We start from the raw sequence: 12,358 nt of genomic DNA on the forward strand, positions 1-12,358 counted from the left end.
GCTATGCGTTTCATCGCCGAGCCTCGAATGGGACTGAGGGCGTTTGTCGAATGCGGAAAGCTCATCTGCCGCTCTTCCTTCCGGCCTTTTCCAAAAACTCCGCCGCCACTTCCTGCGGCGGCCCGGAGGGCGGCGGCGCGAGGCCGCGCAGAGCGAGGCGCACTATCGTCGCGGGCGCATCAGCGGGCGCGCGCGCCTCCACAAAATAGCGGCCGCGCTCGAGACTCAGAATCTGCGCGGCGCCTTCTCGAAGAGTCTTGCCGGCGGCGTCGAGGAGACGCAGCGCGGCGCGATCCGGCTCGGCGCGCAGGCCGAGTCCGATCTCGCCCGCCTTCGCCACCTCGAAGGTGAAGAGCGCGGAGCCTGCGGGGCCGAGAGCGATCGGATCATTGACGCCATCCGTCACCGGAACGACCGGCGTCGTCGCAATGCTCAGCGCGCCGGAGAGCGCGCCGTCATGCGGCGAAAAAATCTCGATGAGCGCGCGGCCGGGCGCGGCGTAGCGATGCAGCTCCACGCCGGCGGGGAATGTCTCCACCTCGCGCGCGCCATTCTGCGTGAAAGCAAGAATCGCCGGCGCGCTCGTGCGAATGTCGACGACGATGGGCGCGGTCACATCGAGCGCGAAAGCCTGCGCTTCTCCGCTGAGCGTCGCAGCGAAAGGCGCGCTCACATCGCGCGGCGCGACCGCAGGCCAGGGCGATTTGCCGGCGCGCTCGATCCACGCGGCGACGAGGCCGGGCGCATGGGCGATGGTCGCCTCGCCGGGACCGGCGAGCGTCAGCGAGCGGCCGCGCAGCACGCGTCCATCGGCGCCGACGAACGCCGCCTCTCCACCGGCGATGACGAGCCGATCGCCCGGCTGCGCCTCGACGAGATGCGCTGTCTCGCCGGCGGCGCCGTAGAAGCGCTTGATCGCCCTTCCCGCCGTGATCGGCTCGTGGCGCTCGGACGAGGATGCGATACGCGCGGGCGCAGGCGCGTCGGTGAGATTGACGAGCCATAGCGCGCGGGCGCCCTCGAGACGACGCGAGAGCGACGCGCCATCGGCGAAGGCGGCGAAGGCGCGGGGCTCCTCCGGGGCGGAGAAAGCGGCGAGGCCGCTCGCAAGATCGAGCGCCAGAGCGCCGGCGCCGTCGAAGGTCAGAGGCTGCGCCGTGAGGGGCGGAATGACGCCAGAGAATTGCGCGCCGGCGCGAAGGGGCGCAGCGAGCGCGACATCGATCGCGCGCGCCGTGAGACGCAGGAATTGCGCGTCGCCGGCGTTCCACAGGCGCGGAGGCTCCTTGCCGGCGAGCGCCAGAGCCGCGCCCGACGCGACGGCGAAGCCGCGTCCCGCCGAGACGCCGGGCTGGCCAAAGGCCGAGCGCGCGAGCCACAGTCGCGCCTTGCCGGAGGGCGGTGCGGCGGCGGGCAGAATGGCGCGCTCATTCTCGCCGAGGGTGAGCGGAATTTCAGCGCCGCTGGGCGCGAAGGCGACGACGCGCGACCGCGCGGCGCAATCGTCGCGCGAGAGCAGCCACAGGCTCTCCGATTGCGGCGCCAGCGCGCCGGCCGGAGCCGGGGCGAGCATGCGCCCCGCCGCCGAGCCCGCGACGAGCGAGGCCGGCGCGGCGACGATGGCGACGAGCGCCGAAGCGGGCGCGGCGACGAGGCCGACGCAGATTTTTGTCGCGAGCCCTTCGATCGGCGCCGGCTCCAGCGCTATGTCGCCGAAGCCGCGCGGCGTGCGCGCCAGGCTGCGCGCGGCGATCGTGACCGGAGCGGCGGCGCCGTCGATGGTCCAGACGCTGGCGCGCCATTCGCCGCTCTCCGCCGGCCAGGCGGCGACCGGCGCGAGGCCGCGCTCGCGGCCGATGACGCGCCAACGTCCGTCGGCCTCACGCTTCTCGATCGACAGCGCCGTCTCGCGCGTCGATTGCGCGGCGACGATCATCAGCCGCCCCTCCGGCGCAGCGGGCAGAGCCAGCTCATGCGCGCCGGCGCCGGGGACGGTCTTCACGCCGGCGAATGTCAGCGCCTCGGCCGGCGCCGAGGCGGGCAGAGCGAGACTCACCTCGACGCCCTCGGGCTCGGCCGGCCCCTCCGTCTCCTGCGCGACCTCCTCGCCTTCCGCAGCGGCGCCTTCGCCTTCGTCATTCTGCTCCTCGGCGGCGGCCGCGGGTCGCGGCGCGCCCTTCAGCTCATCGAGCCGCAGGCGATAGGCGCCGGCGGGCAGGCGGCGCGAGAGCGAAACGTTCCAATCTTCCGCGCGGCCCTCCAGCCGCTCGATCACGGCGCCATTCTCGTCCTCGAGCGCGCCGATCAGCTCCTTGTCGCCGAAGCTCGCAATATCGACGACGCCATCGCGCGCGATGGAGAAAGTCAGAGCGGCGGGCGGATCGACGAAGAGCGGCGCGCCCGGCTGCAATTGCGTCGATGTGAGCGCGATGTGGTAATCTAGACGATCGTCATGGGCGAGGCTGCGCGCCTCGACGCGATAGGCGCCGGCGGCGAGCTTGCCGGAGAATTTGCGGCCGCCGGCGAATTTGCCGACGCTCTTGCGCGCCGCGTCGAAAATCTCCGCCACCATGCCATCGCTCACATCCAGCGCAATGTCCGAGTCGCCGGCGAGCGCGAAGCTCCAGACATCCGGGTCACGCGGCGCGCTTTTGGCGACAGGCTCGCGCCATTGCAGTCTCTGCGGCGCGTCGAAGGGCAAAGCGTGCGGGCCATGGCCCTCGAGCGGCGCCGGCGTCACGATCCTGCGCAGGCGCGCGACGAAGCGGCCCTCGACATCCTCCGGCAGCACGACGAGGCGATAGCTTCCCTTCTCGAATCGGCGGGTGAGACGCGTCAGCGGGCCGGGCGCGGCGAGCGGCCAGCCGTCCGCCTCCTCGAGCCGCGCGCGCCATTCCTTGCCGAGCCCGGTGAGATCGAGCCGATAGACTCCGTCCTCGGGAATATCGATCGGCACCACGGCGCCACGGCCGCCGTCGAGCGCGGCGCGCGCGGCGCCTTCGCCGGAGATGGGCGCCGTCGTCGTCATCGCCACGCTTTTCACCGAAAGGCCGAGATGGCCGGCGGATTCGCGCGCGGTGACGGCGGCGCGATAGGCGCCGGCGCGCAAATAGCTCGTCACCAGCGCATTATGGCCGGGACCATTGTTCTCGCCCTCGCCGAGATGCGGCGCCAGCGCGGCGCCGAGCGTGAGGCGCGTCTGCAATCGGCCCAAGGTCTCGACGCGATAGAGGCCGCCTTCGGCCACATCGAAACGAAACTCCCGCGTCTCGTCGCGGGAGAGATCCAGCCAGGCAGGCTTGGCGGCGGAAATCGTCGCGGGCGGACGCTCCTTCGCCGCCTCGGCGGCGGCCGTCTCCACATCATACGCATAGACGAGGGCGAGCGCGCCCGGCTCCGTTCGCGCCGGCAGACGAATGGTGGCGAAGCGATTGTCGTTCTCGATCTTTTCTTCCGTGATCTGCGCGGGCGCGCTCGCGCCCTTATCGTCGACGACGAGAATCCTGCCGCCGCGCGGCGTGCGCACCGGCAGAAGATATTCCGTCGCGGCCGGCCGCCATAAAGGCGCGGCGCCCTTCTCGAGATCGGCCGGCAGAGCGATGACACGCGGACCCGTCAGCAGGCCCGGCGCGCTATTGGCGAGAATGAAATACGCGGCGCCGCGGTCGAGCCTCTGCTCGCCGAAGGAGATCGCCGCGCGAGCGGGCGAGCGCGCAGGAAGCTCCGGCGAAAGGCCGGGCGAGCCGAGCGTCACATCCACAATTCCGACGGCGCCCTCCAGCGGCTCGAGCGAGAGGACATAGAAGCCCGCCTGAAGATCATAACGGCTCGGCAGGCGGCCATCGGCGCGCGGCGCTGCGGCGCCGAAAGCGGGCTCGATGATCGCGCGCAGGCGCGGGCCTTTCACCGAGATCGCCACCGGGCCGCTGTCCGTCGCCTCGAACAGCAGAGTGGTCGGCCCACGCAGATTGAACTTGCCGCGATAGGCGCGGCCGCCGCCGACCTTGGGAAGATCCGACGCCAGCACGCGCGTCTTGCCATTTTCCGTGCGCGCCAGCAGCGCCGTGGCGGGGACCTCGTCGGCGCCCTCGCCGGCGACGTCCATGGCGACGAGATTGGGTCCTTCCGTTTCGATCGGCGCGCGGCTCGCCCGGCGCAACGCCCGCAGCGAGAACGCCTGCCCCTCGAGGCCGGAGACTTCGATGAGCCCGGCCGCCTTGCCGTCGCCGCCGAGCGAGACGATCGCGACCGGCTCGCGGCTCGTCTTGTCGATCCCGGCGGACGCCGGAACGCCGGCGCCGCGCCGCGCCTCGAGGCGGGCGGCGGTCGGCTTGGCCAACTCCAGGCGGAATGTGTCATAGCGCGCCGGCGCCTCGAAACGCGCCGAGCCGAAAGCGCCTATGACGCCGTCGGCGACGCCCGCGGCCAGAGATGCGGGTTCGAGGAGATGCAGGAGAAACGGCTGCGCCGCGCCGCCCTCCGGCCAGACGATGGGCTCGCCGCCATAGGCGATCGCGACATAGCGGCCGGGCTCGACCGCGCCTTCCAGCCGCAGCCGCGTCATCTGACGGCCGGGCCGCGTCTCGATCGTCGCGCGCGCCGGCGCAAGATCGACGAGCTCGCCGCTGGCCTTCCACAGACGCAGATCGCGCAATGCGCGGCCCAGCGCCTCGACGGCGACGCGGCCCGATGCCCCCACCTCGAGCGAATAGCTCCGCTGGACGAGATCGCCGAGCTCGGCGGAGAATGTCTTGCCGGGCGCCAGCGCCTCGCGCGCGCCCTGCTCCTGAAACGCCTCGGCGGTGAGGCGCGCCTTGCCGGCCGCGCCTTTGGCGCCGAAGAGCCGCAGCTTGTAGACGCCGGCGTCGAGCAGAAGATCGAGGCGTCCGTCGCGCTGGCCCGTCGCGCCCGCCGTCTCGCCGGGGCCGGTTATCATATCGACGAGCCCAATGGCCACGCCCGAGGCGCTATGCGCGGCAATTGCGTAGCGACCGGGCGCCGGAATGGTCAGAAGCGCGAAGCCGTCGCGATCGGCCGGCAGCTCGCTCGCAGAAAATCGGCCAGGGGCGGCGTGCTGCTCGATGCGGGCCGGCTCCACGCGCGTCTTGGCGGCGGGCGCGGGCTCCGACGCCGCATAGGAGACGAAGGCGCCGAGCGACAGGCAAGACATGCCGAAAGCGATTGCGATCTTCAAAAGCAAAGCCCCGATCATGCGCAACATGACATCCTCCGCCGCGATACGCCGCAAGACGCTGCGCTCGAGCTTACGCCGTCGCTTCTTTCCGAGTCGAGCCGGACTGTCCCACGACGCCTCTCCATGAGCGGAAGGAAACGCGCTTTTTCGAGGCGCCGCCGTGCGCGACCGCACAATACGACGCCGATGTGACGCTTCGCTAAGAGATCGCGCGCGCCGCCGTTAACCTCGAGAGAAAGTGAATTTGCGCCGCGCCGCTGTCGCCGGCCAGGCGCGCGCTACTTGCGCCGTCGTGAGGCATCATCATTGCCGAACGGCATGCCTATTACGGAGGTCTTGAATGAAATCGAAAATCGCATCCGTCCTCGCCGCCGCCGCCCTGCTCGGCACGGTCGCCTCGGCCGAGGCCTTCCCGCGCGTCGTCACCGATCTCGCCGCCTTCCGCACGGGTCCGGGCGTCGGCTTCCTGCCCATCCTCGCGGTTCCCCCGCAGGCGGTGGTCGATGTGCAGGGCCATATCGGCGGCTGGTCGCGCGTCGCCTATGCCGGCAAGATCGGCTTCATCGCCAGCTCGCTGCTCGCGCGTCCGATCGTCGTGAAGCCCGTCGTCACCTCGGTCGTCGTGGCCCCTGCTCCGGTGGTCGCCGTCGCGCCGGCTCCGGCCGTCGCCATCGCGCCCGCTCCGGTCGCGGCTCCGGTCGGCCTCATCACGGCTCCGCTGCGCATCTTCGAGTAATCGAGACGCGGTGAGACGAGCAGGCGCGCGGAACATGCTTCCGCGCGTCTTTCGTACGTGCGCCGCGCGAGCGAGTTTCGCGGACAGAAAGCGAGCGCATCTCCTCTCTTTCGATGCTAGAATTCTCGAACCGAATCTTTTTGAAAATTCGTTTCGAGCGAGGCTCCATGCGCTCTTTCGTCCTGTCCTGCCTCTGCGCGCCTCTTCTTCTCTTCGCCTCGCAAACGCAGGGAAAGCCCGCCAAGGTCGGCGAGCTCGTCAATCTGCGCTCCGGCCCGGGCCTGAGCTTTACCGCGCTTCTCGCCATTCCCCCGGACGCCGTGCTCGAGGTCGCCTCATGCCGCTCCGATTGGTGCCGCGTCACTTATGCAGGGTCCGCCGGCTATGTCGCGCAGCCGGCGCTTCTCCCGATCGACGCGCGGCCGGTGGAGACGCCCATTCTGCCGCCGCTCGGCGCCTATGTGTGGCGGCGCGAGATTCCGCCGCTTTTTGATCCTTACGACTCCGCCGGTCCCTGGTACACCGGCCCATGGGCCTATGAGGGGACCAACGCCGTGCAATGGCGCTACGGATTCCCCGGCGGCTATGTGCCCTGGTATCGCAACGCCATCTGGCGGCCGGGCTTCGGCTGGTTCTGACATCCTCGAATTGCGACGCGAAAACGCCGCCGCGCGCAGCGCGCTTCGACACGCGCGCAGGCGCCGCGCGTTGCGACAAATAAGCGCGCGTCTCGTTTTTTGACGTTTGCGCACTGCGAAGCGAATGCGTGAAAGTCCCAGAATTCCAGGGAAAATAACGCACGATTTTCATTCGCCTGTGACATTTGTGCGCAGCGCGGGACGCACGCCGCATTTCTTGATCGATGTCAAATCGCATCGCCGCGCGAGCGATAGACTCTTACGCGTGATCAAAGACGAAAGGCATTGCGCGCGACACGCGCTCAACGCCTTCCCGCCAGTCTGCGAGGATCCCTCCCATGGCGCCGAATGACGCTCCCGCAAAATCCGTCACCTTTTCAGAAGCGGCGTTGACGCTTCTCTTCATCGCCTTCGCGGCCTTCGCCGGCTTTGTCGCCTCGCGCGCACATACGCCGGCTTACGCATTCCACGCAGCTCTCCTCGCCCTCGGCTCCATCATCGCCGTCTTCGCCCTGCTGAAGCGCTATGAGCTGCGCGGCGCGCAGGCGCCCGCGCCTTTCGTCGACGGGCGGCCCAATTACAATTACGGGCCGATCCGCTTTTGCGCGCTCGCCGCATTGTTCTGGGGCCTCGCCGGCTTCGCCGTCGGACTCTATATCGCGCTGGAGCTCGCCTTCCCGGCCTTCAATCTCGATCTGCCCTGGATCAACTTCGGGCGCCTGCGGCCCTTGCACACTTCGGCGGTGATCTTCGCCTTCGGCGGCAATGTGCTGCTCGCGACCTCCTTCTATGTCGTGCAGCGCACCTGCCGCACGCGGCTCGCCGGAGATATCGCGCCCTGGTTCGTCGTCCTCGGCTATAATTTCTTCATCCTCATCGCCGGCACCGGCTATCTGCTCGGCGTCACGCGCGGGCACGAATACGCCGAGCCGGAATGGTATGCGATCCTGTGGCTCGTCGTGGTCTGGGTCGTCTATCTCATCGTCTTCCTCGCCACCTTGGCCAAGCGCGAGGAACCGCACATCTATGTCGCCAATTGGTTCTACCTCGCCTTCATCGTGACGGTCGCGGTCCTCGTGCTCGGCAACAACACGGAAATTCCGATCTCCGTCTTCTCGCCGAGATCGGTGATCGTCTGGGCCGGCGTGCAGGATGCGATGATCCAATGGTGGTACGGCCATAACGCCGTCGGCTTCTTCCTCACCGCGGGCTTTCTCGGCATAATGTATTATTTCGTGCCCAAGCGCGCCGAGCGGCCGATCTATTCCTACCGCCTCTCCATCGTGCATTTCTGGGCGCTGATCTTCCTCTACATCTGGGCCGGCCCGCATCATCTGCACTATACGGCGCTTCCCGATTGGGCGCAGACGCTGGGCATGACCTTTTCCATCATGCTGTGGATGCCCTCCTGGGGCGGCATGATAAACGGCCTCATGACTCTCTCCGGCGCATGGGACCGTCTGCGCACCGATCCCGTGCTGCGCATGCTCGTCGTCTCCGTGGCCTTCTACGGAATGTCCACTTTCGAAGGGCCGCTGATGTCGGTGAAGGCGGTGAATGCACTGTCGCATTACACCGATTGGGGCATCGGCCATGTGCATTCCGGCAGCCTCGGCTGGGTCGGCTTCGTCTCCTTCGGCGCGCTCTACTGCCTCATTCCCTGGGTGTTCGGCCGCAAGCTCTACTCGCTGAAGCTCGTCGACTGGCACTTTTGGACCGCGACCATCGGCATCGTCTTCTACATTTCGGCCATGTGGGTCGCCGGCATCATGCAAGGGCTGATGTGGCGCGCCTACACGCCGCAGGGATTTCTGGAATATTCCTTCATCGAGACCACCGAGGCGCTGCATCCCGAATATGTGATCCGCGCGGCGGGCGGCGGCCTCTTCCTCATCGGCGCGCTCATCATGGTCTACAATATCTACAAGACGCTGCGCGCGCCTTCGGCGGCGAGCGCGACAGAATTCTCGCCCCTTCCCGCCCCCGCGCAATAAGAGGAGAGAGACATGTCCGACATTGCGCGCAACGCGCCGACCGGCGGCCTGCAGAAGCGGCTCGAGACCAATTCGATCCTGCTGCTGCTGGCGATCCTTCTGCTGGTCTCGATCGGCGGAATCATCGAGATCGTGCCGCTCTTCTATCTGCACAACACGATCGAGAAAGTGGAGGGCGTGCGGCCCTATTCGCCGCTCGAGCTTTCCGGCTACAACATCTATGTGCGCGAGGGCTGCTACACTTGCCATTCGCAGATGATCCGCCCCTTGCGCGACGAGGTGGAGCGCTACGGCCATTACTCGCTCGCCGCCGAGAGCATGTACGACCATCCGTTCCAATGGGGCTCCAAGCGCAACGGGCCGGATCTGGCGCGCGTCGGCGGGCGCTACTCCAATGATTGGCAGCGCGACCATTTGCGCGATCCGCGCTCTGTCGTGCCGGCGTCGATCATGCCGGGCTATCCCTTCCTCGCGCAGGCGCCGCTCGACTCCGAGCATATCGTGGAGCAGATGAAAACGCTGCGCCTCGTCGGCGTGCCCTATACGGATGCGCAGATCGACAACGCCAAGGCCGATCTTTCGGCGCAGAGCGCGCCGGACGATCCGGGCGCGGAAGCGCTGCGCCGCCGCTACCCCAATGTCGTCGTCAATGACCAGACCGGCAAGAACGGCGTCACCGAGGAGGATGCGCTCATCGCCTATCTGCAGCATCTCGGCGTCTCGGTGAATTTCAAGCTCTATGACGACAAAGCCGCAGTGAATGTGAGGTGAGCCATGACCACTTACGAATCGTGGCGAGAGCTTTCGGCGAGCTCGGGCCTTTTCTTCTTCGTCGCATTGTTCGCCGGAGTCCTGGCCTATGCGCTATGGCCCTCCAATCGCGAAAAATTCCGACGCGCCGCCGAGACGCCATTGCGAGAGGACTGAACACATGTCGACGCGACAAGCTCACAGCGACGCGGCCCGCATCGATCCACATTCCAAGACCAGAACGACCGGCCATGAATGGGACGGCATAGAAGAGCTCGACACGCCGCTGCCGCGCTGGTGGGTCATCACCTTCTATGCGACGATCCTGTGGTCGATCGGCTATTTTATCGCCTATCCGGCGCTGCCGACTCTTTCCGGCGGCACGCAGGGCCTCATCGGTTGGCATTCGCGCGCATCTGTCGCGCGCGACATGGAGCAGCTGAGCGAGATTCGTGGCCCCGTGCTCGAGCGGCTCGCCAATGCGCCGCTCGAGGAGATAGAGGCGCGGCCGCAATTGCTCAGCGCCGTGCGCGCGCTCGGCGCCGCCGCTTTCGCCAATAATTGCGCCGGCTGCCACGGCGCCGGCGCGCAGGGCGCGAAGGGCTATCCCAATCTCAATGACGATGATTGGCTGTGGGGCGGCAAGCTCGCCGATATTCGGCGCACCATAGAGCATGGCGTGCGCTGGGACGCCGACAAGGAGACGCGCAGCGAGACCATGCCCGCCTTCGGCCGCGACGGAATGCTCGACGCGAAGCAGATTTCCATCGTCGCCGATCAGCTGCGCGCAATGGCGAAGCTTCCCGGCGGCAAGGCGAGCGCGCAAGGCGCCAAGCTCTTCGACGACAATTGCTCCGTCTGCCATGGCGTCGACGGCAAGGGCAATCACGACATGGGCGCGCCCAATCTCACCGACGCTCTGTGGCTGTTCGGCTCCGACAAGGAGACGATCGCGAGCCGCATCGCCAATGGCGGCGGCGGCGTGATGCCGGCCTGGAAGGATCGCCTCGACGAGCCGACGATCAAGGCGCTCACCATCTATGTGCATACGCTCGGCGGCGGCGAGTGAAGGAGTGGAAAATGACGAGCGCCGATATGGGCAAGGCGAAGAGCAGCTCGCTCTATGCGCCGCGCAAGGCGATCTATCCGAAAGAGGTCGAAGGCGAGTTCCGCCGCATCAAATGGGGCCTGCTGGCCTTCACTCTCTCGGTCTATTATCTGCTGCCTTTCGTGCGCTGGGACAGAGGCCCCAGCGCCCCGTCGCAAGCGGTGCTCGTCGATTTTCCGCATCGCCGCTTCTATTTCTTCTTCATCGAGATCTGGCCGCAGGAGGTCTATTATCTCACCGGCCTCCTGATCCTCGCCGCGCTCGTTCTTTTTCTGATGAACGCGCTCGCCGGACGCGTGTGGTGCGGCTATCTCTGTCCGCAGACCGTGTGGACCGATCTCTATCTCGCCGCGGAACGCTGGATAGAAGGCGATGCGCGCGAGCGCGCCCGCAAGGACGCCGGCCCACGCAGCACGAAGATATGGCGCGAGAAGATCGCCAAGCATGCGCTATGGCTCGCCATCGCCTGGTGGACCGGCGGCGCTTGGGTGCTCTATTTCGCCGATGCGCCGACGCTGGTCTATAAGCTCGCCACCTTCCAGCCGGGAATCTCGGAAGCCTATATTTGGATCGGCATACTCACCTTCACCACCTATATGCTCGCCGGCCATATGCGCGAGCAAGTGTGCCTTTATATGTGTCCCTGGCCGCGCATACAGGCCGCGCTCACCGACGAATATGCGCTGAACGTCACCTATCGCTATGATCGCGGCGAGCCGCGCATGTCGCTGAAGCAAGCGAGCGCGCTGCGCCTCGCCGGCGCGCCGGCCGGCGATTGCGTCGATTGCGGCCAATGCGTCGCCGTCTGCCCGACAGGCGTCGATATACGCAAAGGCGCCTCGCTCGGCTGCGTGCAATGCGGCCTGTGCATAGACGCCTGCGACGCGGTGATGGCGAAAATCGGCCGCTCCGCGCGGCTCATCGCCTATGACACGCAGATGAATTGCGAGCGCCGCGGCAAGGGCGAAGCGCCCGTCTACAAGCCGCTGCGCGCGCGCACCATCATCTACGCGGCGCTCATTCTCGCGATCGGCGCGCTCATGACCCTGAGACTGGCGACGCGCGAGGACGCCGCCCTCTCGGTGCTGCATGATCGCAACCCGCTCGCCGTGACGCTCAAGGATGGCAGCATTCGCAACGCCTATACGATTCGCTTCGCCAATATGAGCGCCGAGCCGCGCCGCTTTCTGCTGGAGACGAGCGGCGTCGAGGACGCCGAGGTGGAGATCGTCGGCGTCGAGCCGGACGCCGAAGGCCGCATGATCGTCGGCGTCGGCGCCGATCAGACGCGCGAGACGCGCGTGCTCGTCACATGGCGCGGCGCGCGCAGAGCCAAGGGACAGACGCCGATCCTCTTCACCTCCAAGGAGCTGGAGAGCGACGCATCCGTCACTATGAGAGACGTGTTCGTGACCCCGTGAGGAAAAAGCCATGTCGCACATAAATCTGATGCGCGCGGCGCCCCAGCGTCGCCTCGGTGGTTGGCAGGTTCTTCTGCTGCTCGTCTTCTTCTTCGGCGTCGTCGCTTCGGTAAATGCGGTGATGATCTACGCCGCCCTCTCCACCTTCCGCGGCGAGGAGGTGAGCCGCGCCTATGAGAGAGGCCTCGCCTATAATCTCGACATTGCGGGCGCCCGCGAGCAGAGCGCGCGCGACTGGAAGGTGGAGGCGACGATTTTGCGCCGCGGCGCTTGGGAGAATCTCGTCTCGGTGACGCTGCGCGACCAGAATGGCGGCCTGTCGGGGCTGAAGCTGATGGCGGAAATCCGCGCGCCGGTCGATGGCCGCAAGGATGTCGCCGTCGATCTCGCGGAGATCGCGCCCGGACGTTACGAGGCGCCGATCGTGATCGAATCGGGCTTCCGCGATCTCGTGCTGGTCGCGACGCGCGACGGCCGCGCAATGTTCCGCTCGAAGAGTCGTATCCGCATCGATTGA

The 12,358-nt window shown here is 67.2% G+C and carries 9 protein-coding genes; 8 read left to right on the top strand and 1 reads right to left on the bottom strand.

Annotated elements, in window-relative coordinates; genetic code table 11:
* Positions 1-61 precede the first annotated feature (61 nt).
* The gene (locus GYH34_RS00290; RefSeq protein ID WP_161911855.1) at positions 62-5,221 is read right to left on the bottom strand and encodes a hypothetical protein; all 5,160 of its coding nucleotides are present in this window, start codon (positions 5,219-5,221) and stop codon (positions 62-64) included.
* Positions 5,222-5,534: 313 nt separating this feature from the next.
* Here GYH34_RS00290 and GYH34_RS00295 point away from each other — a divergent pair, with 313 nt between their 5' ends.
* The 8 genes from GYH34_RS00295 to GYH34_RS00330 all read left to right on the top strand — a co-directional run bounded on the left by GYH34_RS00295 (position 5,535) and on the right by GYH34_RS00330 (position 12,358).
* The gene (locus GYH34_RS00295; protein WP_161911856.1) at positions 5,535-5,930 is read left to right on the top strand and encodes a hypothetical protein; all 396 of its coding nucleotides are present in this window, start codon (positions 5,535-5,537) and stop codon (positions 5,928-5,930) included.
* A gap of 167 nt (positions 5,931-6,097) precedes the next feature.
* Positions 6,098-6,568, top strand: a complete 471-nt coding sequence (locus GYH34_RS00300; protein ID WP_161911857.1) for an SH3 domain-containing protein — start codon at positions 6,098-6,100, stop codon at positions 6,566-6,568.
* 338 nt (positions 6,569-6,906) lie between these two features.
* Positions 6,907-8,562 (top strand): cytochrome-c oxidase, cbb3-type subunit I, encoded by a 1,656-nt coding sequence (gene ccoN, locus GYH34_RS00305; RefSeq protein WP_197745440.1) that lies wholly within the window; start codon positions 6,907-6,909, stop codon positions 8,560-8,562.
* 12 nt (positions 8,563-8,574) lie between these two features.
* On the top strand, positions 8,575-9,333 hold the full coding sequence (gene ccoO, locus GYH34_RS00310; RefSeq protein ID WP_018266851.1) for a cytochrome-c oxidase, cbb3-type subunit II: 759 nt from the start codon (positions 8,575-8,577) through the stop codon (positions 9,331-9,333).
* A 3-nt stretch (positions 9,334-9,336) separates the two neighbouring features.
* The gene (locus GYH34_RS00315; RefSeq protein ID WP_018266852.1) at positions 9,337-9,489 is read left to right on the top strand and encodes a cbb3-type cytochrome c oxidase subunit 3; all 153 of its coding nucleotides are present in this window, start codon (positions 9,337-9,339) and stop codon (positions 9,487-9,489) included.
* A 4-nt stretch (positions 9,490-9,493) separates the two neighbouring features.
* Positions 9,494-10,381: a cytochrome-c oxidase, cbb3-type subunit III gene (gene ccoP, locus GYH34_RS00320; protein WP_161911858.1), complete on the top strand. Its 888-nt coding sequence runs from the start codon at positions 9,494-9,496 to the stop codon at positions 10,379-10,381.
* 11 nt (positions 10,382-10,392) lie between these two features.
* Positions 10,393-11,841, top strand: a complete 1,449-nt coding sequence (gene ccoG / locus GYH34_RS00325) for a cytochrome c oxidase accessory protein CcoG (protein WP_161911859.1) — start codon at positions 10,393-10,395, stop codon at positions 11,839-11,841.
* A 10-nt stretch (positions 11,842-11,851) separates the two neighbouring features.
* Positions 11,852-12,358, top strand: coding sequence for a FixH family protein (locus tag GYH34_RS00330; RefSeq protein WP_161911860.1), 507 nt, complete (start codon positions 11,852-11,854; stop codon positions 12,356-12,358).

It is taken from the genome of Methylosinus sp. C49, from assembly GCF_009936375.1.
GTDB lineage: Bacteria > Pseudomonadota > Alphaproteobacteria > Rhizobiales > Beijerinckiaceae > Methylosinus.